The 23,531-nt window shown below is 73.1% G+C and carries 22 protein-coding genes; 12 read left to right on the plus strand and 10 right to left on the minus strand.

Translation table 11 applies throughout. The features are described 5' to 3' along the window. Positions 1 to 133 precede the first annotated feature (133 nt). From ABT112_RS29425 to ABT112_RS29440, 4 genes are read left to right on the plus strand one after another with little or no spacing between them, the layout of a single operon-like run. Positions 134 to 2,788 carry a SpoIIE family protein phosphatase gene (locus ABT112_RS29425; protein WP_351514695.1) on the plus strand — a complete coding sequence of 885 codons (2,655 nt, stop codon included), beginning with the start codon at positions 134 to 136 and terminating at the stop codon, positions 2,786 to 2,788. 17 nt (positions 2,789 to 2,805) lie between these two features. Further along, positions 2,806 to 3,930: a substrate-binding domain-containing protein gene (locus tag ABT112_RS29430; protein ID WP_351514729.1), complete on the plus strand. Its 1,125-nt coding sequence runs from the start codon at positions 2,806 to 2,808 to the stop codon at positions 3,928 to 3,930. 24 nt (positions 3,931 to 3,954) lie between these two features. After that, positions 3,955 to 4,734: an ATP-binding cassette domain-containing protein gene (locus tag ABT112_RS29435; RefSeq protein WP_351514697.1), complete on the plus strand. Its 780-nt coding sequence runs from the start codon at positions 3,955 to 3,957 to the stop codon at positions 4,732 to 4,734. A 14-nt stretch (positions 4,735 to 4,748) separates the two neighbouring features. Beyond that, the gene (locus tag ABT112_RS29440; RefSeq protein ID WP_351514731.1) at positions 4,749 to 5,930 is read left to right on the plus strand and encodes a sugar ABC transporter permease; all 1,182 of its coding nucleotides are present in this window, start codon (positions 4,749 to 4,751) and stop codon (positions 5,928 to 5,930) included. A 201-nt stretch (positions 5,931 to 6,131) separates the two neighbouring features. Here the strand turns inward: ABT112_RS29440 and ABT112_RS29445 are convergent, their stop codons facing one another. Next, positions 6,132 to 6,521 (minus strand): hypothetical protein, encoded by a 390-nt coding sequence (locus ABT112_RS29445; protein WP_351514699.1) that lies wholly within the window; start codon positions 6,519 to 6,521, stop codon positions 6,132 to 6,134. Positions 6,522 to 6,846: 325 nt separating this feature from the next. Then, entirely contained in the window at positions 6,847 to 7,221 is a 375-nt protein-coding gene (locus ABT112_RS29450) for a hypothetical protein (protein ID WP_351514701.1), read from the minus strand. Positions 7,222 to 7,663: 442 nt separating this feature from the next. On the opposite strand from ABT112_RS29450, the gene ABT112_RS29455 reads away from it, so the two are divergent. Next, positions 7,664 to 8,038, plus strand: coding sequence for a hypothetical protein (locus tag ABT112_RS29455; protein ID WP_351514703.1), 375 nt, complete (start codon positions 7,664 to 7,666; stop codon positions 8,036 to 8,038). A gap of 156 nt (positions 8,039 to 8,194) precedes the next feature. After that, on the plus strand, positions 8,195 to 8,614 hold the full coding sequence (locus ABT112_RS29460; protein WP_351514705.1) for an acyl-CoA thioesterase: 420 nt from the start codon (positions 8,195 to 8,197) through the stop codon (positions 8,612 to 8,614). Between the two features lie 85 nt (positions 8,615 to 8,699). Here the strand turns inward: ABT112_RS29460 and ABT112_RS29465 are convergent, their stop codons facing one another. Together ABT112_RS29465 and ABT112_RS29470 are read right to left on the minus strand one after the other, a co-directional pair. Continuing rightward, positions 8,700 to 9,971, minus strand: coding sequence for a L,D-transpeptidase (locus ABT112_RS29465; protein ID WP_351514707.1), 1,272 nt, complete (start codon positions 9,969 to 9,971; stop codon positions 8,700 to 8,702). Between the two features lie 179 nt (positions 9,972 to 10,150). After that, the gene (locus tag ABT112_RS29470) at positions 10,151 to 10,537 is read right to left on the minus strand and encodes a hypothetical protein (protein WP_351514709.1); all 387 of its coding nucleotides are present in this window, start codon (positions 10,535 to 10,537) and stop codon (positions 10,151 to 10,153) included. Between the two features lie 107 nt (positions 10,538 to 10,644). On the opposite strand from ABT112_RS29470, the gene ABT112_RS29475 reads away from it, so the two are divergent. Then, positions 10,645 to 10,953, plus strand: a complete 309-nt coding sequence (locus tag ABT112_RS29475) for a hypothetical protein (protein WP_351514711.1) — start codon at positions 10,645 to 10,647, stop codon at positions 10,951 to 10,953. 284 nt (positions 10,954 to 11,237) lie between these two features. Here the strand turns inward: ABT112_RS29475 and hutH are convergent, their stop codons facing one another. From hutH to ABT112_RS29500, 5 genes are all read right to left on the minus strand, one after another. Then, a complete protein-coding gene (gene hutH, locus ABT112_RS29480; RefSeq protein WP_351514732.1) occupies positions 11,238 to 12,776 on the minus strand; it encodes a histidine ammonia-lyase in 1,539 nt (512 codons plus the stop codon). Positions 12,777 to 12,913: 137 nt separating this feature from the next. Continuing rightward, positions 12,914 to 14,035: a GGDEF domain-containing protein gene (locus ABT112_RS29485; RefSeq protein WP_351514734.1), complete on the minus strand. Its 1,122-nt coding sequence runs from the start codon at positions 14,033 to 14,035 to the stop codon at positions 12,914 to 12,916. 416 nt (positions 14,036 to 14,451) lie between these two features. Continuing rightward, positions 14,452 to 15,249, minus strand: coding sequence for an enoyl-CoA hydratase/isomerase family protein (locus ABT112_RS29490; RefSeq protein ID WP_351514713.1), 798 nt, complete (start codon positions 15,247 to 15,249; stop codon positions 14,452 to 14,454). A 278-nt stretch (positions 15,250 to 15,527) separates the two neighbouring features. Continuing rightward, positions 15,528 to 16,907 carry an adenylate/guanylate cyclase domain-containing protein gene (locus ABT112_RS29495; protein WP_351514715.1) on the minus strand — a complete coding sequence of 460 codons (1,380 nt, stop codon included), beginning with the start codon at positions 16,905 to 16,907 and terminating at the stop codon, positions 15,528 to 15,530. A gap of 120 nt (positions 16,908 to 17,027) precedes the next feature. Further along, a complete protein-coding gene (locus tag ABT112_RS29500) occupies positions 17,028 to 17,918 on the minus strand; it encodes a biotin--[acetyl-CoA-carboxylase] ligase (protein ID WP_351514717.1) in 891 nt (296 codons plus the stop codon). Positions 17,919 to 18,081: 163 nt separating this feature from the next. Here ABT112_RS29500 and ABT112_RS29505 point away from each other — a divergent pair, with 163 nt between their 5' ends. The 4 genes from ABT112_RS29505 (at position 18,082) to ABT112_RS29520 (ending at position 20,888) form a co-directional block, all read left to right on the plus strand. Then, positions 18,082 to 19,671, plus strand: a complete 1,590-nt coding sequence (locus ABT112_RS29505; protein WP_351514718.1) for an acyl-CoA carboxylase subunit beta — start codon at positions 18,082 to 18,084, stop codon at positions 19,669 to 19,671. A 12-nt stretch (positions 19,672 to 19,683) separates the two neighbouring features. After that, a complete protein-coding gene (locus ABT112_RS29510; RefSeq protein WP_351514720.1) occupies positions 19,684 to 19,890 on the plus strand; it encodes an acyl-CoA carboxylase epsilon subunit in 207 nt (68 codons plus the stop codon). Between the two features lie 83 nt (positions 19,891 to 19,973). Beyond that, positions 19,974 to 20,108 carry a morphogenic membrane protein MmpB gene (gene mmpB / locus ABT112_RS29515; RefSeq protein ID WP_351514722.1) on the plus strand — a complete coding sequence of 45 codons (135 nt, stop codon included), beginning with the start codon at positions 19,974 to 19,976 and terminating at the stop codon, positions 20,106 to 20,108. Positions 20,109 to 20,261: 153 nt separating this feature from the next. After that, on the plus strand, positions 20,262 to 20,888 hold the full coding sequence (locus ABT112_RS29520; RefSeq protein ID WP_351514723.1) for a Maf family protein: 627 nt from the start codon (positions 20,262 to 20,264) through the stop codon (positions 20,886 to 20,888). 334 nt (positions 20,889 to 21,222) lie between these two features. Here the strand turns inward: ABT112_RS29520 and ABT112_RS29525 are convergent, their stop codons facing one another. Then, positions 21,223 to 21,690: a hypothetical protein gene (locus tag ABT112_RS29525; RefSeq protein ID WP_351514725.1), complete on the minus strand. Its 468-nt coding sequence runs from the start codon at positions 21,688 to 21,690 to the stop codon at positions 21,223 to 21,225. A gap of 372 nt (positions 21,691 to 22,062) precedes the next feature. Here ABT112_RS29525 and ABT112_RS29530 point away from each other — a divergent pair. Next, on the plus strand, positions 22,063 to 23,531 hold a 1,469-nt coding region (locus ABT112_RS29530; protein WP_351514727.1), incomplete at its 3' end, for an acetyl-CoA carboxylase biotin carboxylase subunit.

Below are 23,531 nucleotides of genomic sequence, written 5' to 3' on the forward strand. Positions count from 1 at the left end.
CACCCCGCCGCTCAGCCCCCGCACCAGCCCCGCGCATGATCGCCACTGGTCTCCCTGACTGCTCTCCCTGTGCTCTCCCTGACTGGCCTCCCCCCGCCCGGGCGCACAGTATGGGTCTCAGGTGGGTTACGGAATGTCCAGCGACAGCGGGGCCGGGGTCGGACTCCCGAACGAGGAGGCGGATCCGGGCACCGGAACGCGCGGTGTCGGCCTGCAGACCCCAGGGGCGAGGCAGGCTGCGGCCGAGCAGGCCCCGGTGTTCGCCGGAGCGGCGCTCGCCGCCGTCTACGTGCTGGGCGAGGGTGCGGGCGAGCTGTACCTGACCGGGACCCTCGGCGGTCCCGGGGCCCGGTACGGGCTCGCGCCGAGTTACGCGCTGTCGGGCCGGTCCCCCGCGGCCGACGCGTTCCGGGCCGGCCGCCCCCTGTGGTGGAGCTCCGCCGAGCTCGCCGACCACCGCACGGCACCCGGCGACAACGCGGCAGCCGGCGACAACGGGGACGCACCGGCCGGCGCGCCGGATTCCTCGACGGGCCTCCCCCCGGGCATCTCGCTGGGCGCCGTGCCCCTCGGAGTCAACACCCGGGGCCTGGGCTGTCTGCTCTTCGTGGACGAAGAGGGGGACGGGTTCGACGCCGAGCGGCGCACCCTCCTGGAGCTGTACGCCGACCATGTCGCCGCCCGGCTCGAAGCCGGCGGCGTGCCGGGCGCCGTGGGGTCCCTGCCCGGGGCCGGGGCACGCGCCCTGCCGGGATCCGCCCTGGACGGTCTGCGGGTGGGCTCCTTCGGCGTCGGCCTGCGCACCGGGCTGATCGAGGCCGATCCGTGCATGCTGGAGCTGGTCGACATCGCGCCGGAGCGTTTCGACGGCCGGGTGGAGACGCTGCTGGCGCACACCGTCCCGGACGACCTGCCCGCGCTGATGTCCGTCGTGGAGCCGGGCCGGCTGACCGTCGGCAGCCGGGAGCTGGAGTTCCGTGTCCGCCGTCCCTCCGGGGAACTGCGCTGGCTGCGGTTGCGCTGCCAGGTCCTGCCCGACGCCGGGGGCGGTCCGGAGCGGGTGCTCGGGGTGGTGGCCGACGCCTCGTACCTGCGCCCCGGTGCCGACGAGGTCTCCCGGGTGCAGCAGCTGTCCGCCGCGCTGGCCAACGCGACGACCGTCCGGGAGGTGGGCCGGGTGGTCGTCACCGCCCTGCGGGAGCCGCTCGGCGCCGACCGGGTGGCGCTCGCCGAGGTCGGTGGGGACCGGCTCGTCGTCACCCTCCTGGACCCGCCGGAGCCCGGCAGCTGGCCGGAGGCCTGGCGGGCGGAGTGGCGTGCGGAGTGGCCCGACGCGCCGACGCGCGCCCTGCCCCAGCTGGAGGCGGCGCTGCGCGAGGGCCGGGCGACGCTGTGGCCCGCGGGCACCGGACTCGAACCGAGCCTCGCGGACGTCGGCCCCGGCGGGCTCGCCATCCTGCCGCTGCCCGCCGACGGCCGGGTGGTCGGCGCGTGTCTGGTGGGGTGGGAGGAGCTGCACGAGTTCGGTCCGGAGGAGCGGTCGCTGCTGACCGCGACGGCGGGCCTGGTCGGGCAGGCTCTCAAGCACGCCCATGCCCTGGACGCCGAGCACGAGCTCGCCACCATGCTCCAGCGCAGCCTGCTGCCGCGCCGGCTGCCCGCGCTGCCCGGCGGGGTGGCCGTCGCCCGCTATCTGCCCGCGATGGTGGGGATGAACCTGGGCGGCGACTGGTACGACGTCATCCCGCTCTCCGAGGGCCGCGTCGCCCTGGTCATCGGCGATGTGCAGGGGCACAGCGCCGGGGCCGCCACGATCATGGGCCAGATGCGGACGGCGATCCGGGCGTACGCGGTGGAGGGGCACCCGGCAGACGTGGTGGTCTCGCACACCAACCGGCTGCTCGTCGGCATGGAGACCGACCTCTTCGCCACCTGCTGCTACATCGAGCTGGACATGGAGGAGGGCGAGGCGTGGATCGTCCGGGCCGGGCATCTGCTGCCGCTGGTGCGCCACCCGGACGGCAGCGCCCAGGAGGTGGCGGCCGAGGGCGGGCCGCCGCTCGGGGTGCTCGCGGACGCGGAGTTCGCCATCACCACGCTCGGGCTGCTGCCCGGCACGGTCCTCGCCCTCCTCACCGACGGCCTGGTCGAGTCCTCGCGGCTCGACCTGGAGGACGGGATGCGCCGGCTGTGCCATCTGCTCACCGCAGCCGACCCGTCCGACGCGGGACGGATGGCCGACGCGCTCCTGGTCGACGCCGGCCGCCGGGACGACGACGTGGCGCTGCTGCTGCTGCGCTACGACGGCATGGAGTTCCGGCCGATCCGGGCCGGCTGGACGGTGTGGCGGCTGCCCGACGCGGTGCTGCACGCCCGCCGGTTCGCCGCCCGCAAGCTGCGCTCCTGGGGTCTGGAGGAGGAGGCGGACGCGGCGCTGCTGGTCGTCTCCGAGCTGGTCACCAACGCCCTGCTGCACACCCAGGGGGCGGTGCGGCTCGATCTCACGCTGGGCGTGGACCGGCTGCGGGTGGCGGTCAGCGACTCCTCCCCGCGGGCCCCCGCCAAGCCGGTGATCGTCGACTGGGAGTCGACCGGCGGCCGGGGCATCCTGCTGGTCGAGGCGATGTCCTCCGGCTGGGGTTCGGTGCCGGTCAGCGGCGGCAAGCAGGTGTGGAGCGAGATCGTCGTGCCGCCGCGCGAGCCCCGCCCCACGGACGCCCCGGAGGGCCCCGCGGAGCCGGAGCCGGAGGCGGACGCCCCCTGGTGGACCGCGCTCGGAACGCCATGAGGAGGCTCCGCGTGCCGATCCGCACGACCATCCGGTCCCCCGGCGCCGCCCTCGGGGCGGTCGTCCTCTCCCTTGCGCTCGCCCTCGTGGGCTGCGGGCAGTCCGCGGAGTCCGGGGGCTCGGGCGAGGAGTCGCTGTCCGGGGGACGGGAGGGCACGGGCGTGACGATCGGTCTGCTGCTGCCGGACAGCCACACCGCCCGCTGGGAGGCGTTCGACCGGCCGCTGATCCAGCAGAAGATCAAGGAGCTGTGCGCCGACTGCAGGGTGGAGTACGCCAACGGACAGGGCAGCGTCGCCACCCAGCAGCAGCAGGTGGACACCATGATCACCAAGAGGGTGGACGTGATCGTCCTGGACCCGGTCGACTACAAGTCGCTGCGCTCCTCGGTCAAGGAGGCGGACCGCGCGGGCATCCCCGTCGTCTCCTACGACCGGCTCGTCGAGGGCCCGATCTCGGGCTATGTCTCCTTCGATGGCAACGAGGTCGGACGGCTCCAGGCCGAGGCCCTGCTCCGGGCGATGGGGAAGAAGGCGGACGGCGGACGGATCGTCATGATGAACGGCGACCCGACCGATCCGAACGCGGCGTGGTTCCGGGAGGGCGCCCGGTCCGTCCTCGATGACAAGGTGACCATCGGCAAGGAGTACGACACCCCTCAGTGGAGCCCGGAGAACGCGCACGTCAACATGTCCGGCGCCATCTCCGCCCTCGGCCCCGGCAGCATCGACGGCGTCTACTCGGCCAACGACGCGCTCGCCTCCGGCATCGTCTCCGCCCTCAAGTCCGGCAACGTGACGCCGCTGCCCCCGATCACCGGCCAGGACGCCGAGCTGAACGGTGTCCAGCGCATCGTCAAGGGCGAGCAGTCGATGACCGTCTACAAGCCGTTCAAGCCGGAGGCGGAGGCCGCCGCCGCCATGGCCGTCGCGCTGGGCCGCGGCGAGTCGCCCGACAGCGTGGCGCAGGACCGGATCAGCACCTCGACCGCCACCAATATCCCCGCCGTTCTGCTCACCCCGGTGCCCCTGACGGTCGACAACATCAAGGACACCGTCGTCAAGGACGGTATGTACACGATCGATGAGATCTGCACCGCCAAGTTCCGGCCGGCCTGCGAGCGGGCCGGACTGATCCCGTGACCGGGGAGAAGGAGAGGGTGTGCCGTGTCGTCCCTGCCCCTGCTGTCCCTGCGCGGTGTCTCCAAGCACTTCGGCGCCGTCCAGGCCCTCACGGACGTGGAGCTGGACCTCCACCCCGGGCGGGTCGTCGCCCTGGTGGGCGACAACGGCGCCGGGAAGTCCACCCTGGTGAAGGTGATCGCCGGAGTCGGCCCCGCCGACCACGGGCTGATCGAGTGGGAGGGCCGGGCGGTGCAGATCAAACGGCCGCACGACGCCCAGACCCTCGGCATCGCCACCGTCTACCAGGACCTCGCGCTCTGCGACAACCTCGATGTCGTCGGGAATCTCTTCCTCGGCCGGGAGATCCACCGGATCGGCATCCTCGACGAGGTGGAGATGGAACGCCGGACCCGCAGCCTGCTGCGGGCCCTGTCCATCCACATCCCCGACGTGCGCCGCCCGGTCGCCGCCCTGTCCGGCGGCCAGCGCCAGACGGTCGCGATCTCCCGCTCGCTGCTCGCCGGGCCCCGGGTCCTGCTGCTGGACGAGCCCACCGCGTCCCTCGGGGTCCAGCAGACCACCCAGGTCCTCGACCTCATCGACCAGCTGCGGGACCGCGGCATCGGGATCCTGCTGATCAGCCACAGCATGGGTGACGTCAAGGCCGTCGCGGACGAGGTCGCGGTGCTGCGGCTGGGGCGCAACAACGGCCTCTTCGACGTGAACACCGCGTCCCAGGAACAGATCATCTCCTCCATCACCGGAGCAACGGGCGACGCCGTGTCGCGCCGCTCCCCGCGTGCGGGGGAGACGGAGCTGTGACCCGGGACGGGCAGATGCTCAAGGGCTGGCTCCGGGCCTACGAGAACCGGCTGGCCGGCGGCGAGCTCGGCGCCGTGCCCGTGATCCTGGGGCTCCTCACGATCTGGATCATCTTCCAGAGCCTGAACGCCAACTTCCTCTCGGCGCGCAACCTGTCCAACCTCAGCGTGGACATCGTGGGCACCGGTCTGATCGCGGTGGGCATCGTCTTCGTCCTGCTGATCGGTGAGCTGGACCTGTCGGTCGGCTCGGTCAGCGGCCTCGCGGCGGCCCTGTTCGCGGTGCTGAACGTGCAGCAGGGCGTACCGGAGTGGCTGGCGCTGGTGATGGCGGTGCTGTGCGGGGCGGCCGTCGGGATCGTCCAGGGGTTCTTCTTCGCGAGAGTCGGGGTGCCGGCCTTCGTGGTCACCCTGGCCGGGCTGCTGGCCTGGAACGGCCTGATGCTCTACATCCTGGGCACCAGCGGCACCGTCAACCTCGACGACGAGGGGCTGGTCGCCACGCTGACCAGCTATTACTTCGGCAATGTCGCCGCCGCGTACGGTCTGGCGGCGCTGGGCGCGGCGGTGTACTTCCTCACCTCCCACGTGGACCGGCGGCGCCGCAGGGCCATCGGGATGCCGTCCCGGTCGCTCGTCGAGATCGGGGTGCGCACCGGCGTGCTCACGGTCGTCGCGTTCGCCGCCGCCTGGGTGCTCAACCAGTTCCAGGGCCTGCCGCTGGCCCTCCTGATCTTCCTGACCGTCCTCGCGAGCCTGGAGTTCGTCCTCCGCCGCACCTCCTACGGCCGCAAGGTGTTCGCCCTCGGCGGGGGCATCGAGGCGGCCCGCCGGGCGGGCATCAACATCGTGCGGATGCGGATCTCGGTGTTCATGGTGTCCGGCACGATGGCCGCGGTCGGCGGCCTGATGCTGGCCTCGCGGGTGACCTCGGCGAGCCAGACCTCCGGCTCGGGCATCCTGCTGATGAACGCCATCGCCGCGGCGGTCATCGGCGGCACGAGCCTCTTCGGCGGACACGGCTCGACCTGGTCCGCCCTGCTGGGGATGCTGGTCATCCAGTCGATCGCCTCGGGCATGGCCCTGCTGGGCATCCAGGCGGCCGTCCAGTTCATGATCACCGGCGGGGTGCTGCTCGCGGCCGTGGTCATCGACTCCCTGTCGCGCCGCTCCCAGAAGGCCCACGGCCGGGCTTGACGGGCGGGGCCCGGCCCGCCCGCTGTGCCGGACGGTGCCCGACGGCTCCGGGGGACGAGCGGCCCGGTGCCGGCCGCCCGGTGCCGACCCGCCGCCGGTGCGGACCGGCCGCCCGGATGCGCGGCCGGTTGCGGGTGTGCGGCCGGTTGCGGGTGCAGGCTCGTTCAGCGGGCCCGGCCCGGTCCGGCGTGCAGGCCGGGGTCATCCCTCCCGTCTCCGGCGCCGGCGCGCGGACCGCTGCCGGTGATCGTCCCTCCGCCGCGACTCGACCTGCCGGGGCGGGTCCGGCGGCGACCGGTGCTCGGGCTCCTCACCGCCGGGGCCGGGCCGCGGCAGGGGCCCGTACCGCCGCCGGTAGGCGGACCCCAGGTCCTCGGCGGCCTCGCGGGCCAGGTCGGGGTCGAGACCTCCCCGACCCGTCAGCGACTGCAGACCGGTCAGGGACTCCAGATACGCGCCGCTGCCGACGGCCCGCTCCTCCCTGTCACCGCGTGGGGCGTCCGCCGGCCGCCCCGCCGGCCCCGGCTCACCGGGCCCGGCGGTCTCCGGCGCCTCCGGTGGGGATGGCTTGGTGACGGCCGTGGGTTCCACCGGCTCGCCCTCCGCCCGCGGGGCACCGGCCGGAGCGACGCCCCCTTCCGGGCCAGATTGCCCGGCGGCCGATTTCGTCTTCAGTTTCCTCAGCGCATGACCTAGCCGTCGAAAAAATCCATCCATGCAGAGGCCTCTTCCCGCAACCGAGCACTCATCCTTCTCCATTCCGCCTTCGCATCCCTGATGAACTGCAGCGCCCGATACCTGACCAATACCGGAAGAATGTCGAAGGCCCACGTTCTCGCGTAATGGCAGCGGTAGCCCAGGCTCGCCTCCATGGCTCGCACCGGACCACCGCCGCCATCGCGGGGCCGGACGGCTGTCACGTCCCGCCGCGCCTCCTTCTGCGCCTCTTGTCCATTTCCGCGAGCGCTTCTTCGAGCAGGTCGGGATCCAGCCCCGCCGCGCGGGCCGCGTCCCGGCCGTCCTGGTGCGCGTCGATCACGGCCATGACCGGGACGATGTCCTCACGCAGCACCCGATGACGTTCGTCCAGGTACTGGATGTGCACATTGCTCTCGCCCACGACCCGCACCACGGCATGGCGCACCGCGGCCACGCCGCGCGCCATGCCCCCGGCTCCCGCGGCGATCGCTGCCACCACGGCACCCCGTGGAAGCGAACCTGGCAACGCGTCGGGAATTTCTGCCCTGATGCCCGCCCGATTCCGGCCGAACGGGATCACCTCTTCGGTCATACTCCCCCCAAATGGCGTCACGGCGGCGCGACAGAAAAGAGATGGATTCCCCTTCCGAGCCGTCGCCGCGTGATCTCACGATGCGAGTTATTTCCCGGTCGCGACGCCGAAAAACTGCCCATACTCACGCGCGCCGCTCAATTCGCAACAGCCGCACCAGAGGCCACACCGGCACCAATTTGATGGAATACTTTCCCGCCATCCCACCCGCCGTGCGTAGCCCACGTACGCCTCGTGCGGCACACCCGAGTCCGGAATCTGCCGCTCCTGGCCGGAAACCGCGCAACGCTCAGGGCGTACGCCCCTGAGACCACCCGGGAGCACCCGTCGCGTCCGCCTCATGACATGCGGTGAGCGACGCCCGGCCGCCGCACCGCCCGGCCGAGTTGCCGCCCGCCACGCACGGGTGTGCTCTGGTCGTGAGGGGAGAGAGGAGTCCGCCATGTCCACGACTGCCATGCCGGCCCGCCACTACCCGTCCACCGCCGTGGGCGTCCCCGTCACCCTGGGGATCGCCTTCGGCCTCTATGTGGCCTGGCTGGAGAGCAACAACGGCGCGTCCAACACCCGCATCACCGTGGCGAGCCTGGTGGGCGGAGCCGCCTGCGCCGTGCTCTGCTTCGCCCTCGGGATGGTGCAGCACCGGCTGCGCCGGGAGGTCCGGGCCGCGTCCTATGGGGCGATCTTCGGGGCCGTGATGGGCTACATGCTCAGCGTGAGCGGCCAGACCTGGCTGGAGGGGACCCTGATGGGGCTGATCCTCGGGCTGTCCATGGCCGTGGTGACGTTCTACATCCGCTATACGCAGGAGACTTGACCGGCGCGGCCTTCCGTCCGGAGCGTCACCGGCGCCTCGCCCCGGCCCCGCGTCGACGCGGTCGCGCACCACCGCGTCCCGCCCCGGCGCGTCCTCGCACCCCTGCGGCCATGCGCAAGGATGGCGGCGAGGCAAGGATCGTCGGAAAGGGACGCCATGACGCAGCCGTTCACCGTACGGATCACCGTCCGGGGCTACGAGACGGACTCACAGGGACACGTCAACACCAGCGTGTACATGCAGTACGCCGAGCACGCCCGCTGGTCCCTCGTCCAGGCAGCCGGGATACGCCAGAGCGAGCTGATCGAGAAGGGTGTGGGCCCGGTCAATCTGGAGACCACGGTGCGCTTCCACCGCGAGCTCCGGGCCGGCGAGGAGGTCGAGGTGTCCTGCGCGTTCGTGTGGGGCGAGGGAAAGACGTTCCGGGTCGAGCAGACCATCCGGCGGGACGGCGAGCTCGCCGCCGAGCTGCACAGCGTCGGCGGGCTGATGGACCTGCGGGCCCGCAAGCTGGTGCCGGACCCCCGGGAGGCCTTCCGCGCCTTCGCCACCGACGCCTCGCTGCTGGGCCTCTGAACCGGCGGGGAACGGGAGAAACGACGGCGGCGGACCGCACCCGAGGGTGCGGTCCGCCGCCGTCGTACAGGGGAAGGGGCCGGTGTCAGCCGCCGATCGCGCTCCCGGCGACCCACTCGCTCCAGTCCATGTTCCAGCCGTTGAGGCCGTTGTCCGGGGTGATGGTCTTGTCCGGGGAGTTCTTCACGACGACCACGTCACCGAGGAGGGTGTTGTCGAAGAACCAGGCCCCGGGCTGGCTGCTGTCGCCGGCGCCCTTGGCGTCGTTCAGGCCGACACAGCCGTGGCTGGTGTTGACGCTGCCGAAGATCGAGTCGGCGCCCCAGTAGTTGCCGTGGATGAAGGTGCCCGAGGTGGACAGCCGCATCGCGTGGGGCACGTCCTTGATGTCGTACTCGCCCTTGCCGCTGCTGTTCTTGAAGCCGACGGTCGAGCCGTCCATCCGGGTCTCCTTGAACTTCTCGGAGATCACCATCTGGCCGTTGTAGGTCGGGTTCTCGGGGCTGCCGGCCGAGATCGGGATGGTCTTGACCTTCTTGCCGTCCCGGGTGATGGTCATCTGCTTGGTCTTGGTGTCGACCGTGCTGACCTGGTTCCGGCCGACGGTGAAGGTGACCTTCTTCTTCTGGACACCCTTCACCCCCGGAGCGCCTTCGACCCCGTCCAGATCGAGATCGAGGGTGACCGTGGAGCCGGCCTTCCAGTAGTCCTCGGGGCGGAAGTCCAGACGGTTGCCGTTGAACCAGTGCCCGACGACCTTCTGGCCGCTGGTCGACTTGACCTTGATCGCGGACTCGACGTCCTTCTTGTTCGTGATCGCCTTGTCGAAGTTGATGGACACCGGCATGCCGACGCCGACCTTCGACCCGTCCTCCGGCGTGAAGTTGCCGATGAAGCTGTTCGACGGGGAGACCGTGGTGATGGTGGAGTTCTCGTTGGCCGAGCGCCCCTTCGAGTCCTTCGCCTCGGCGGTGATCTTGTACTTGGTGGAACGCTCCAGCTGGCCGTTGGGCTTCCACGTCCGGCCGTCGGGGGACAGCGTGCCGGGAACGTCGGTACCGGACTCGACCGCGGTCATGGTGACCTTGGTGAGCTTGCCGCCCGCGACCTTGACCTTGACGTCGCTGTTGATGCCGGCGTTGTTGGCGCCGTCCTTCGGGCTGATCGCTATTCGCGCGTCGGAAGCATCCTTGGCGGCCTGCTGGTCCACCTGAGCCTGCGACTTGGCACGGTTGTCGGTGCTGCCTTCGCCGTCACCGCCGCCGCATGCCGTGAGCGCGAGCGCACCACTGAGCAGTGCGGCCGCGGCCACCAGGCCCCTGCGACGCTTACCGTCCGTCATCACACGCTTCTCCATTGCTACTGGTCCCCTGAAATCCCCGAGCCGGGCCGTGCGGCGCACTTTTCCCGGCCGCTCTTGGTAGAACACCGATCCCTATTCGTCCGGTTCCCCCGCGACCGAAAATTGTGGGGTACGCCACGTGGGACAGGGTCCCGGTCCACATCGTGGACACCGGGACGCCTCGCGCCCTTCCGTCACGCCCTCCCGGCACCGCCTTCCCCATCCGGCCGGTCCCCATCCTCACCGATCCAGCCGATTCCGTCGAAGTCCTCGTCCTCGTCGTCGAAGTCCCACTCCGCGGAGGCCGGGTCGTAGTCGACCTTCTCACTGCTCCAGGACGCCTGTGCGAGATCGACCCCGGGAACCCCGTTGACCAGGTCGAACGGGTCGACCAGATAGGCGAGCGCCTCGGCCGCGTCGTCCCGGACGGACGCCTGGGCGTGGGCACGCTCGTCGTCGGGCATCGTGGTGTCACCCCCGATCTGATCCATGGCCGCTCCGGTGAGTTCACCCGTGTCGGTGATCTCCAGGACCAGCTCCACCCGAAGGCGCACGAACCGTGATGTCTCCTCAGTGCTCATGGCCGGAGCGTAAGGGGCCCGGAGGCCAAGACTTTCCCGCGACCCGCAGGTGTCATTAACATCTCCCGGGACGGCCAATTCTCCAGCTCCACAAGGGGGTCCGTTACGTGTCCGCACGCCGCCCGCTGCTGACCGCAACTGCCGCGGGTTCGATGCTCTTCGCCCTGTGGTTCGTCCCCTCCGCGAACGCGACGGTCGAGGATCCCGGCGCGGCACCGCGGAACCGGCCGATGACACAGCAGGTGGGCGCTCCGGGCGCCCCGGACGGCTCGGGCGCCCGGCCCCAGCAGCTCTCGCTGGCGGACACCGGCAGCGTGGACACCACTCCGTACCTGGTGGGCGGCACGCTGTTCCTGGGCCTCGGCGCCGCGTTGGTCTCGGTGGCCGCGCGCCGCTCCCGTCCGAACATGTTCTGACGGTCCGGAGGATGCCGGTCCCGGATCCTTCCGCCTCGGTCCGCGACCGGGCCCGTCACGGCCCGCAGCGGCCCCCGAACACCCGCCGCCTCACGTCCCGCTGACGGCACGTCCGGCTGCCGGCGGCCGACCCCGATCGGCCCCGCCACCGGACGGCCCCGCCACCGGACAACCCCACCTCCGGACGGCCCCACCTCTGGAGGGAAGGGGGCCGCACAGGAGCGGGCCGTCGAAGCGACCGGCTCAGGCGCCCGAAGGGTCAGGGCTCCGGGCGCCCGGGCGCCTCAGTCGAGCGGCCCGGTGACCGACTCCACCGCGTGGACCAGCTTCCCGGAGCGGACGAAGGCGTCCGCGGCCGCGAGGTCCGGCGCCAGGAAGCGGTCCCCGCCCGGCCCCTCGACTCCCGCCTCCCGTACGGCCGTCAGGACCGCGCGGGTGGCCGGCGCCGGTGTCAGACCGTCGCGGAGTTCGACCGCCCGGGTCGCCGCGACGAGTTCGACGGCGATGATCCGGCCGAGGTTGTCGACGGCCGTGCGCAGCTTGCGCGCCGCGGACCAGCCCATCGACACATGGTCCTCCTGCATCGCGGAGGACGGGATCGAGTCCACCGACGCCGGTACGGCCAGCCGCTTCAGCTCGCTGACCAGGGCGGCCTGGGTGTACTGGGCGATCATCAGCCCGGAGTCGACACCGGGGTCGCCGGCCAGGAACGGCGGCAGGCCGTGGGAACGGTTCCTGTCCAGCAGCCGGTCGGTGCGCCGCTCGGCGATGGAGCCGAGATCGGCCGCCGCCACGGCCAGGAAGTCCAGGACGTACGCGACGGGCGCGCCGTGGAAGTTGCCGTTGGACTCCACCCGCCCGTCGGGCAGCACCACGGGGTTGTCCACCGCGGCCGCGAGCTCCCGGTCGGCCACCAGCCGCGCGTGGGTCAGGGTGTCCCGGCCCGCGCCGGCGACCTGCGGGGCGCAGCGGACCGAGTACGCGTCCTGGACCCGCGGCGCGTCGTCCTGGTGGTGGCCGGTGAGGCCCGAACCGGTCAGCACCTTCAGCATGTTGGCGGCGCTGGCGGCCTGGCCCGGGTGCGGCCGGATGGCGTGCAGCTCGGGCGCGAGGACCTTCTCGCTGCCGAGCAGGGCCTCCAGGGTCAGCGCGGCCGTGATGTCGGCGGCGGTGAACAGCCGCGCCAGGTCGGCGCAGGCCATCACCAGCATGCCCAGCATGCCGTCGGTGCCGTTGAGGAGGGCGAGACCCTCCTTCTCATGCAGCACGACGGGCTCGATGCCGTGCTCGGCGAGGAGTTCGTGGGCCGGCCGGACGACGCCGTCGGGGCCCTCCGCGTCCCCCTCGCCCATGAGGGCCAGGGCGCAGTGGGAGAGCGGGGCGAGGTCCCCGGAGCAGCCCAGCGAGCCGTACTCGTGGACGACCGGGGTGATCCCGGCGTTGAGGAGCGCGGCCATGGTCCGGGCCACCAGCGGCCGGACGCCCGTCCGGCCGGAGCACACCGTCTTCAGGCGCAGGAACATCAGGGCACGCACCACTTCGCGCTCGACCCGCGGGCCCATGCCGGCGGCGTGCGAGCGGACGATGTTGCGCTGGAGCTGGGCCCGCAGCTCGGGGCTGATGTGCCGGACGGCCAGCGCGCCGAAGCCGGTGGAGACGCCGTAGACCGGCTCCGGCTTGGCGGCGAGCGCGTCGATGACCTCGCGGGACGCGGCGAGGGCCGCCAGGGTCTCGTCGGAGAGCTCGATCCGGGCCTCGCCCCGGGCCACGGCGATGACGTCCTCCGCGCTCGTCCCGGACGTCCCCACCACCACAGTGTGCATATCCATATTCAGGCACCCTAGAGACTGAATCGCTGGATGTCACGAGGGGGTTCGCACATGCGTCGGGACGCCCCGCGCCGCAGGGGTCCTCACCCTGTGAGCACACGCGCCCCGGGCGGGCACAGCGCACGGACCCCTCAGTCCCGGCGGAACCTGCGGCGCTCCGGGCCGCCCTCCGGCGGCGCCTCCGCGAGCCGCAGGACCGGGTCGTCCGGCCCCTCCCGGCCCGCGACCACGGGTTTCCGGGAGCGGGCGGCCTTCGCCCGGTACTGCGCCGCGTCCGCGAGCCGGAACAGCCGCCGCGCGGAGCCGACGGGGCCGATCCGCTCGCCGGTGGAGGCGACCCCGCAGGCCACTCCCTCGCCCAGCTCCAGGGCGGTGGCCCGGCGGCACAGCTCCTCGGCGGCCCGGACCACCTCGTCCGGCGGCGGGCCCACCGCCAGCATGCAGAACTCGTCGCCGCCCAGCCGCGCCACCAGGGCGCCCGGCAGCATCGCGCCGCACAGCGACAGCAACGAGCCGAACCGCTCCAGCAACCGGTCCCCCACCGCGTGGCCGAGCGAGTCGTTGACCCGCTTGAGCCCGTTGAGGTCGCAGACCACCAGGCTCACCACGGTGCCGTCGGCCCGGTGCCGCTCCACCGCCTCGTCGAGCCGCAGATCGACCAGCCGGCGGTTGGCGAGCCCGGTCAGGGGATCGGTGAAGGCCAGCCGCCGCGCCTCCTCCAGCCGCTCGGTCTGCGCGATCCCGGCCGCGGTCACCGAGGCCAGCACGGTGGCGAAGGAGGCGTCCGCGGGCCCGAAGACCGGCTCGCCCGTGGGGCGCGCCACGTAGAGCTCGCCCCACGCCCGCCCGTGCAGCACGATCGGCGCGATCACACAGCAGCCCCGGCCGCGCCGCAGCAGGGCCGCGCCGCGCCCCCAGCCGCCGCCCGGGGGCGGCCCCGCAGGCCCGTACGCGGTGGAGGCGGCGTCCGCTCCGGGCTCGCCGGCGACCTCCACCCAGGCGTTCGGCTCACCGCCGTCGGCCCCCTGCTCGTGCAGGAACTCCACGATCTCCGGGAACTCGTGCACCGGATAGGTCTCGTCCTCCGGGAACTCCTCCTCGCCGGCCGCCAGCTCGCCGACGTTGACCAGGACCCGGAGCCGGCCGAGCTCCCGCTCCCAGACCGAGATCGCCGCGAACACGCCGCCGAGGGCCCGGCAGGCGCCCGCGGCGGCGGCGCGCAGCGCCTCGGGGCCCGTCTGCGCGGCGGCCATCGCCTGGGCCAGGCCCACAACGGCCCGCAGCCGCGCATCGCCCCCGCTGCCGTCGTCCGACACCGCACCCTCGCGTTCCGTTCACCGTGCGCACACCCTGCACCGCGCGCACTCCAGCGTAGGAACATTTCACGCCATTCGCCCCGTTCGGGCGAGAGGTCGTACCGGTACGGCACCGGGGCCGCGCGCGGGGGAGCCGGCGCGCCACGGCGCGGGCCACCCGCCCGCGACGGGGCACGGCACCGGGCCACGGGGCAGCCGGGTCGTGGGGCCGTGGAGCCGGGCCGCGGGGCAACCGAGCCGCCGGGTCGTGGGGCCACCGGGCCGTGGGCCGTGGGCCGTGGGGCCGCGGGCCCTGGGGCCGTGGGGCCGCGGGCCGCCAGGCCGTGAGGCTTTAAGGGCCGCGGGGCAGCCGACTACTCGCCGGGCCAGTCCGGGGTGCGCTTCTCGTTGAACGCCGCCACGCCCTCGGCGCGGTCCCCCGAGAAGGCCACGCTGCGCCAGGCCGCGTCCTCCACCTCCAGGCCGGCCGCCAGATCCAGCCCGTGCCCCAGCCGCATGGCCCGCTTGGCGGCCCGCAGCCCGACCGGGGAGTTCCCGGCGATCCGCGCGGCCAGCGCCAGCGCCTCGGTGCGGTCCTCGCCCGCCGCGACCAGCTCGTCCACCAGGCCCAGCTCCCGGGCCTCCGCGGCCTCCACCCGCCGTGCGGTGAAGACCAGCTCCGCCGCGCGGGCCGCGCCCACCCGGCGCGGCAGCAGCTGGGTGCCGCCACCGCCGGGGATCACGCCGACCGAGACCTCCGGCAGCCCCACCACGGCCGTCCGGTCGGCCACGATCAGGTCGCAGGCCAGCGCGATCTCGAAGCCGCCGCCGAGGGCGAAGCCGTGGACCGCGGCGACGGTGGGCATCGGCAGCTCCAGCACCGCGGTGTAGGCGGCCCGGGTGTACGGACGCTGGCGCACGAGCTCGGCGTCGCTCAGGGAGTTGCGCTCCTTGAGGTCCGCCCCGACGCAGAAGGCGCGCTCATGGCTGGAGGACACCACCACGACCCGGGCGGAGCGGTCGGCGGCCAGCGTGGCGCACGCCTCCGTCAGGGAGCGCGCCATGGCGGTGGAGACGGCGTTCATCGCCTTCACCCGGTCGAGCACCAGCTCCGCCACATGCTCGCCATGCCGTCGTACGACGACCCACTCCCCGAACCGCTGCTCGCCCATGCGCCCTCCCGGTTAACGACCGTGAACTCGACGCGAGGCATCATCGCACCGGCAGCGTCCCGCCGTCAGGCCCCTGCCGGAGCGACGGGTACGGTCCGCCCGCCGAACGGCTCCCGGGGCGACCGGGAACGGCCGCTCCGCCGGGCAGCCTTCCGTGGCGATCCGTCGGGGTCCCTCCGCCGGGAGCAGGCTCCCGGACGCGACCGCACGCCGCACCGGACAGCGCCCCGCCCGGCACCGTCGGACCCGCCCGCCGCCGTCGGACCCGGCCGGCGCCGTCAGACCCGCCCGCCGCCGTCCGGGGAGGCCGGCTGCTCCCGCCGGGTCAGCAGCCAGGGCTCGACGACCCCGAGCCCGCGGACCGGACGCTGCCACATCGGCTGCAGCGCGAAGCGGTACGGCGTCTCCGGGCCCTCGCCCTCCTTCTCGGCCGCCGCGGCCTCGGCCTCCGACTCCGGGGCCTCCCCGGACCGCATCAGTTCCTCCGCGAACGCCCCGTCCACCAGGACGGCGTCCTTCGGTGCTATCGACGTCAGCCGGCTCGCCAGGTTCACCGTGGTGCCGAAGACGTCGCCCATCCGCGTCGTCACGGTGCCCAGCGCGATCCCGACCCGCAGCTCCGGCATCGTCTCGTCGTGCCCCATGGTCTCGATCAGCCGCAGCCCGATCTCGCTCGCCACCCCGGCGTCGTCCGCGGCGAACAGCACCTCGTCGCCCAGGGTCTTGATCAGCCGGCCGCCGTGCGCCGCGACCAGGTCCGCGGCCGTGGTCTCGAAGGCCTCGACCAGCTCGCCGAGCTCCTCCTCCTCCAGCCGCCGGGTCAGCCGGGTGAAGCCGACCAGGTCGGCGAAGCCCACCGCCAGCCGCCGGTCGACCATCTCCTCGTCGTCCTGCGCCTGCACGACCCGGCCGGTCGCGGCGGCCAGCTGCCGCCGCCAGACGTAGACCAGGAACTCCTCCAGCTCCGGCAGCAGCAGTTCGATCAGCGGATAGGTGACCTCGGTGCGGGTCATGCCGGGCTCCGGCGGCTCGGTCAGGCCCTCCAGGAAGGAGTCGATCTGCCACTCGGCGAGCCGGGCGGTGGTCTGCCCGGTGGACCGCGCCACCTGCACCGCCAGCGGCTCGCTCAGCAGCCCCGCCTCGACCAGACCGGCCAGCCGCCGCAGCGCCAGCACGTCGGCCTCGGTCAGCGCCTTCGCCTGGCCGATGTCCGCGAAGCCCATCGCCCGCCAGAAGCGCGAGGCGAGCTCCATGGAGACCCCGGCGCTGCGGGCGGCCTGGAAGGGCGTGTAGCGGCGCTCGGCGCCCAGGATCAGCTGCTCCAGCCGGAGGGCCAGGGGGTCCCCCTCCTCGGGGGCCCCGCCGGCGTCCCGGGCCGCGGCCTCGGCCCCGGCGCCCTCGGCACCATGGCCGCCGGCACCGTCACTCCCGGCCCGCCGGGCCGCCCCGGCCCGGTCGGCGTCGGTGCGGGCCTCGTCGGTGCGGGCCTCGTCGGTGCGGCCGGTGTCGGAGCGATCGGCTTCGGTGCGATCGGCGTCGGTGCGGCCGGTGTCGGCCCGGTCGCCGTCGGTGCGGGCGTCGTGCTCGGGGGCGGAGTGCACCTGCGGTTCGGGGGATTCGTGTGCGCGCCCCGGCGCGCCCGGGTCGTCCACGGTCACCGCCCGCCCCCTGTCCGATCCCTGCGCACAGCCCTTCCGATCACTTCTCGCCGCTCCGCCCGGTCCCGCCAGGCCGCTGCCTGGTCCGGTGCCCCAACGATACGGCAGGTGTGCCCTAGCTCACTCTTGTGTCGCGGAGCGGAGATGGACGATGTCCCCGGCTCCCACCGGCTGCTGCACACCCGCGTCCGTGGCGAGCACCAGCCGGCCGTCGCCGTCGATCGCGACGGCCTCGCCCACGATCTCCCGGCCGCCCGGAAGTTCGGCCCGTACGGTCCGGCCGAGCGTCGCGCAGCCCGCCGCGTAGGCCTCCTGGAGCCGGCTGGCCCCCGGGTCGCCCCCGGCCGCCCGCCAGTCCCCGTACCACTGCTCCAGGGACCGCAGCACCGCCCGCAGCAGCGGGTCCCGGTCGCTGGACGACGCCCCCGCGAGGGCGAGGGAGCCCGCGCCCGGCACCGGCAGCTCGTCCGCGTGCAGCGAGACGTTCAGCCCGATCCCGATCACGACGCCGTCCCCGGCCCGCTCGGCGAGGATCCCGCCCGTCTTGCGCTCCTGGTCGCCGATCCGCACCAGCAGGTCGTTGGGCCACTTCAGCGCGGTGTCGACGCCCGCGGCGCGGGAGAGCGCGGTCGCGGTGGCGACCCCGGCGAGCAGCGGCAGCCAGCCCCACCGCCCGACCGGCACATCGTGCGCGCCGGGCCGCAGGAAGACCGAGAAGAAGAGCCCGGAACGGGGCGGGGCGGACCACTGCCGGTCCAGCCGCCCGCGTCCGGCGGACTGCTCCTCCGCCAGCAGCACCGTGCCCTCCTCGACCGCGCCGGCGCGGGCCCGCTCCGCCAGGTCGCTGTTGGTGGACCCGGTCACCTCGACCACATCGCAGGAGGTCCAGAGTCCGCCCGGGCGGACCAGGGCCTTCCGCAGGGCGGTGGCGTTCAGCGGCGGCCGGTCCAGATCGGACCAGCGGCCGTGCGGACGGTCGGGCTGCGGTGCGCCCGGCGGCTTCGGCGTCATACCGTCAGCGTAGGGCCCGTACCAGCTCAGGGCCCGCGCGCGAAGGGTCTCAGGTGTGGCCAACACCGCACTGCCACAGCGCACGGTCGCGGATACGCTACGAGGCGGTAGCCCCACGTAGCCCAGGTAGCCCAACCCGAGGACGAGCAGGAGCCGCATCCCGATGTCCGAGCCGGAAATCGACATTCACACGACCGCAGGCAAGATCGCGGATCTGCAGCGGCGGACCCACGAAGCGACGCACGCCGGCTCCCAGCGCGCCGTCGAGAAGCAGCATGCCAAGGGCAAGCTGACGGCCCGTGAACGAGTCGAACTCCTCCTCGACGAAGGGTCCTTCGTCGAGCTCGACGAGTTCGCCCGGCACCGGTCGACCAACTTCGGCCTGGAGAAGAACCGGCCGTACGGCGACGGCGTCGTCACCGGCTACGGCACGGTCGACGGCCGCCCGGTGGCCGTGTTCTCCCAGGACTTCACCGTCTTCGGCGGCGCCCTCGGCGAGGTCTACGGCCAGAAGATCGTCAAGGTGATGGACTTCGCCCTGACCAACGGCTGCCCGGTCATCGGCATCAACGACTCCGGCGGCGCCCGCATCCAGGAGGGCGTCAGCGCCCTGGGCCTGTACGGCGAGATCTTCCGCCGCAACACCCACGCCTCCGGGGTGATCCCGCAGATCAGCCTGGTCGTCGGCCCCTGCGCCGGCGGCGCGGTCTACTCCCCCGCCATCACCGACTTCACGGTCATGGTGGACAAGACCTCGCACATGTTCATCACCGGCCCCGACGTCATCAAGACGGTCACCGGTGAGGACGTGGGCTTCGAGGAGCTGGGCGGCGCCCGGACGCACAACTCGACCTCCGGCGTCGCGCACCACATGGCGGGCGACGAGAAGGACGCGATCGAGTACATCAAGTCGCTGCTGTCCTACCTGCCGTCCAACAACCTCACCGAGCCGCCCGCCTTCCCCGAGGAGGCGGACCTGGAGACCTCGGACGAGGACCGCGAGCTGGACACGATCATCCCGGACTCGGCGAACCAGCCGTACGACATGCACCGGCTGATCGAGCACGTCCTGGACGACAACGAGTTCCTGGAGACCCAGGCGCTGTTCGCCCCGAACATCGTCACCGGCTTCGGCCGGGTCGAGGGCCACCCGGTGGGCATCGTCGCCAACCAGCCGATGCAGTTCGCCGGCTGCCTGGACATCGACGCCTCCGAGAAGGCCGCGCGCTTCGTCCGCACCTGCGACGCGTTCAACGTGCCGGTGCTGACCTTCGTGGACGTCCCGGGCTTCCTCCCCGGCACCGACCAGGAGTACAACGGCATCATCCGCCGCGGCGCCAAGCTGATCTACGCCTACGCGGAGGCCACGGTCCCGCTCATCACGGTCATCACCCGCAAGGCCTTCGGCGGTGCCTACGACGTCATGGGCTCCAAGCACCTGGGCGCCGACCTCAACCTGGCCTGGCCGACGGCACAGATCGCGGTGATGGGCGCGCAGGGCGCGGTCAATATCCTGCACCGCCGCACCATCGCGGCGGCCGAGACGCCGGAGCAGGCCGAGGAGGTGCGGACCAGGCTCATCAGCGAGTACGAGGACGCCCTGCTCAACCCGTACACGGCGGCCGAGCGGGGCTACGTGGACGCGGTGATCATGCCCTCGGAGACCCGTCGGCACATCGTCCGCGGGCTGCGGACCCTGCGCAACAAGCGGGCGTCCCTGCCGCCGAAGAAGCACGGCAACATCCCCCTGTAAGGAGGCCGGCCCATGTTCAAGGTTCTGCGGGGCAACCCGACTCCCGAGGAGCTGGCTGCCGCACTGGCAGTGGTCCAAGCACGCGCCGCGGCGGCCTCGTCGGCCGCCGAGGCGCGGGAAGAGCTGAACGAGTGGTCCGACAAGGCCCGTAACGTGCCCCGCGGCGGCCTGCCGCAGCCGGGCCCGAAGGCTTGGCGCAGCTCGGCCTGGCCGCGCTGACCGACCGGCCCTGTCCGTCCCGGCCGTGCCGCCTGAGTACCCGTACTCAGGCGGCACAGCCGGTTCTGTCGCAGGATCGAAGGATGCTGTGGTCCGACCCCTCCGACGAGCCCTCCGAGGAGCTGCGCGACGCCCAGGAGAAGCTCCGCCGGGCGGGCCGGGTCCTGGCGGTCGCGATGGTGGTCCTGATGCTGGTCCTCGGCCTGCTGCACCCGTGACGGCCCTGTACCCGCGACGGGCTCTGTACCCGTGACGGGCCCTGCACCCACGACGGGCTCTGTACCCGTGACGGGCGGGGGCGGCCGAGGCGTACTCCCCGGTCCCCGCCTCTCCCCTCCGGGCCCCGGCGCGGCCCCGATACCCTGGCGGGCATGACCGGGAACCCCTCCGCCGCCGCGCGCACGCTCGTCCTCGCCTCCGCCTCGCCCGCCCGTCTCGGACTGCTCCGGCAGGCCGGAATGGCGCCCCAGGTGATCGTCAGCGGGGTCGACGAGGACGCCCTCACGGCGGACTCCCCCGCGGAGCTGGCCCGGGTGCTGGCGGAGGCCAAGGCCGCGGCGGTGGCGGCCCGTCCCGAGGCCGCGGGCGCGCTCGTGGTGGGCTGCGACTCGGTGCTGGAGCTGGACGGCCAGGCGCTGGGCAAGCCGGCCGACGCCGAGGAGGCCACGGCCCGCTGGAAGTCCATGCGCGGGCGCTCCGGCGTCCTGCGGACCGGGCACTGCGTGGTCGACACCGCGAGCGGCCGCCGGGCCGCGACGACCGCCTCGACGACGGTGCGCTTCGGCGAGCCGACGGACGCCGAGGTCGCGGCGTACGTGGCGACCGGCGAGCCGCTGCACGTGGCGGGCGCGTTCACCCTGGACGGCCGCTCCGCGCCGTTCGTCGAGGGCATCGACGGCGACGCGGGCAACGTCATCGGGCTGTCCCTGCCTACGCTGCGGGCCCTGCTCGCCGAGGTGGACGTGGCCATCACCGACCTCTGGGTCCGGGAGGCCTGAGCCGCCACCGACCTCTCGCCCGGGAGGCCTGAGCCGCCACCGACCTCTGGGTCCGGGAGGCCTGAGCGGCCCCGGGACCTGACGGCCCGTCCGCCCCCCGGAGGGGCGGGTCCGCGACGGGGAACGCCGCGCGGGGCGAGCCCCGGCCCGGCGAACGGCGTCGGAACGGCGTCACAGGCCCCTGAGGCGGCCCCCGGCCCCACGCGGCGTCAGAACGGCGTCACGGGCCTCCCTGGGGCACCCTCCGGCCCACCCGGCGTCAGGAGCCCGTGGAGGGGCCGCGGCCGAGCGGGGCACGGCCGGCGGGCCGGTCCCGGCCCGGGACGCGCCCGGATCAGGCGGGGTTGGCCCCGGGAGCCGCGGGCGGCGCGTCGGCGGGTGCGCCGCCGGGCCGCTCCGTGCCCGCGCCGTCCTGCGGGGCGTAGGCGATGAGGGTGAAGACGAGCAGCGCCAGCACCACCGTCAGGAACAGGAACGCCGCCCAGCCCACCAGCCCGACCGCGAGCATGGCGAGCACCCCGTGCACCACGGCACAGGTGATGAGCAGGATGCGGGCGAACCGCCCGGGGGCGCGGTCCCGCAGCGCGCCGAGCAGCAGAACCACCCCGCAGCAGGCCAGATAGCAGCCGAAGAGGCCGCCGGCGATCCAGGTGGACACGGTCATGGCGTGCGGATCGAGGCCGGCGAGGGACATGTCCTGCCGGTCCACCACCACGCCGAGTATCAAATGGACCAGCGCGATGCCGATCGCCTCCAGAAACAGCAGCACCGACCCCACCGCGGCCACCGGTCTCCGTGCCACACCGCCCACCCACTTCCGCTGTTACCTGCAGTACCGACGTCAGCGCGAACGCTACTAATGGGTAATCCGAGGAAACAAGGGGTGTGCGCCTCGCCCGGCCGGGCGAATCGATGCGGCAAAGTTTCCTTCCCCCGTTCGTAGGGAGCCGACAAAGAATCACCTCCCGCGACGGGCCCGCACCGCAGAGATCTTGACCACACCGAAGGGGCCGTCTGCCCGGGGAAATGCGGGCGTACCGTTGGACGACAAGGGTTTTCGACCCTTCGGCGACGACGGGATGACACTCCGTGTGGGCAAGGTCACCCCGGATGGCGACTCGGCATCTCGTGTCGGCAGTCCCTAAACTCGCCTTGTTTCAAGGAGGGAGCCATCGTGCGCAAGGTGCTCATCGCCAACCGAGGCGAAATCGCTGTCCGCGTTGCCCGTGCCTGCCGGGATGCCGGGATCGGATCCGTAGCCGTCTACGCCGATCCGGACCGGGATGCCCTGCACGTCCGCGCGGCCGACGAGGCCTACGCGCTGGGTGGTGACACGCCGGCCGCCAGCTATCTGGACATCGACAAGGTCCTCAGGGCGGCCGCCGACGCGCAGGCGGACGCCGTCCACCCCGGCTACGGCTTCCTCTCGGAGAACGCCGAGTTCGCCCAGGCGGTGCTGGACGCGGGTCTGACCTGGATCGGCCCGCCGCCGCAGGCCATCCGGGACCTGGGTGACAAGGTCGCCGCCCGGCACATCGCGCAGCGGGCCGGTGCCCCGCTGGTGGCCGGCACCCCGGACCCGGTCTCGGGGGCGGAGGAGGTCGTGGCCTTCGCGCGGGAGCACGGTCTGCCGATCGCGATCAAGGCCGCCTTCGGCGGCGGCGGGCGTGGTCTGAAGGTCGCCCGCACTCTGGAGGAGGTCCCGGAGCTGTATGACTCCGCGGTCCGGGAGGCGGTGGCCGCCTTCGGCCGCGGGGAGTGCTTCGTCGAGCGCTACCTGGACAAGCCCCGGCATGTGGAGACGCAGTGCCTGGCCGACACCCACGGCAACGTCGTGGTGGTCTCCACCCGTGACTGCTCGTTGCAGCGCCGGCACCAGAAGCTGGTGGAGGAGGCCCCGGCCCCGTATCTGAGCGAGGCTCAGAACCGGGAGCTGTACGCGGCGTCCAAGGCGATCCTGAAGGAGGCCGGCTACGTCGGCGCCGGGACGGTGGAGTTCCTGGTCGGTGCGGACGGCACGATCTCCTTCCTGGAGGTCAACACGCGGCTGCAGGTCGAGCACCCGGTCACCGAGGAGGTCACGGGGATCGACCTGGTGCGGGAGATGTTCCGTATCGCCGACGGCGAGGAGCTGGGGTATGAGGACCCGCCGGTGCGCGGGCACTCCTTCGAGTTCCGGATCAACGGTGAGGACCCGGGCCGGGGCTTCCTGCCCGCCCCGGGCACGGTGACCCTGTTCAGTCCGCCGGCCGGTCCGGGTGTGCGGCTGGACGCGGGGGTGGAGTCGGGCAGTGTGATCGGCCCGGCGTGGGACTCGCTGCTGGCCAAGCTGGTCGTCACCGGTGCGACCCGTGGGCAGGCGCTGCAGCGGGCGGCGCGGGCGCTGGCGGAGTTCCAGGTCGAGGGCATGGCCACCGCCATCCCCTTCCACCGCGCGGTGGTCGCCGATCCGGCGTTCGCTCCGGAGGCGAAGGGCGCGGAGGGTCCGTTCACGGTCCACACGCGGTGGATCGAGACCGAGTTCGTCAACGAGATCCCGCCGTTCGCCGCCCCGGGTGCGGAGGACGAGGACGGGGCCGGCCGGGAGACGGTGGTCGTCGAGGTCGGCGGGAAGCGTCTGGAGGTGTCCCTCCCGGCGTCGCT

It is taken from the genome of Streptomyces sp. NPDC002055 (assembly GCF_040296705.1).
GTDB lineage: Bacteria > Actinomycetota > Actinomycetes > Streptomycetales > Streptomycetaceae > Streptomyces.

Coding starts and splice junctions, on each gene's coding strand:
- ABT112_RS29425 (WP_351514695.1), top strand. CDS start 134: ATGTCCAGCGACAGCGGGGCCGGGGTCGGACTCCCGAACGAGGAGGCG.
- ABT112_RS29440 (WP_351514731.1), top strand. CDS start 4,749: ATGCTCAAGGGCTGGCTCCGGGCCTACGAGAACCGGCTGGCCGGCGGC.
- ABT112_RS29450 (WP_351514701.1), bottom strand. CDS start 7,221: ATGACCGAAGAGGTGATCCCGTTCGGCCGGAATCGGGCGGGCATCAGG.
- ABT112_RS29455 (WP_351514703.1), top strand. CDS start 7,664: ATGTCCACGACTGCCATGCCGGCCCGCCACTACCCGTCCACCGCCGTG.
- ABT112_RS29460 (WP_351514705.1), top strand. CDS start 8,195: ATGACGCAGCCGTTCACCGTACGGATCACCGTCCGGGGCTACGAGACG.
- ABT112_RS29465 (WP_351514707.1), bottom strand. CDS start 9,971: ATGGAGAAGCGTGTGATGACGGACGGTAAGCGTCGCAGGGGCCTGGTG.
- ABT112_RS29470 (WP_351514709.1), bottom strand. CDS start 10,537: ATGAGCACTGAGGAGACATCACGGTTCGTGCGCCTTCGGGTGGAGCTG.
- hutH (WP_351514732.1), bottom strand. CDS start 12,776: ATGCACACTGTGGTGGTGGGGACGTCCGGGACGAGCGCGGAGGACGTC.
- ABT112_RS29485 (WP_351514734.1), bottom strand. CDS start 14,035: ATGGCCGCCGCGCAGACGGGCCCCGAGGCGCTGCGCGCCGCCGCCGCG.
- ABT112_RS29490 (WP_351514713.1), bottom strand. CDS start 15,249: ATGGGCGAGCAGCGGTTCGGGGAGTGGGTCGTCGTACGACGGCATGGC.
- ABT112_RS29500 (WP_351514717.1), bottom strand. CDS start 17,918: ATGACGCCGAAGCCGCCGGGCGCACCGCAGCCCGACCGTCCGCACGGC.
- ABT112_RS29505 (WP_351514718.1), top strand. CDS start 18,082: ATGTCCGAGCCGGAAATCGACATTCACACGACCGCAGGCAAGATCGCG.
- ABT112_RS29510 (WP_351514720.1), top strand. CDS start 19,684: ATGTTCAAGGTTCTGCGGGGCAACCCGACTCCCGAGGAGCTGGCTGCC.
- mmpB (WP_351514722.1), top strand. CDS start 19,974: ATGCTGTGGTCCGACCCCTCCGACGAGCCCTCCGAGGAGCTGCGCGAC.
- ABT112_RS29520 (WP_351514723.1), top strand. CDS start 20,262: ATGACCGGGAACCCCTCCGCCGCCGCGCGCACGCTCGTCCTCGCCTCC.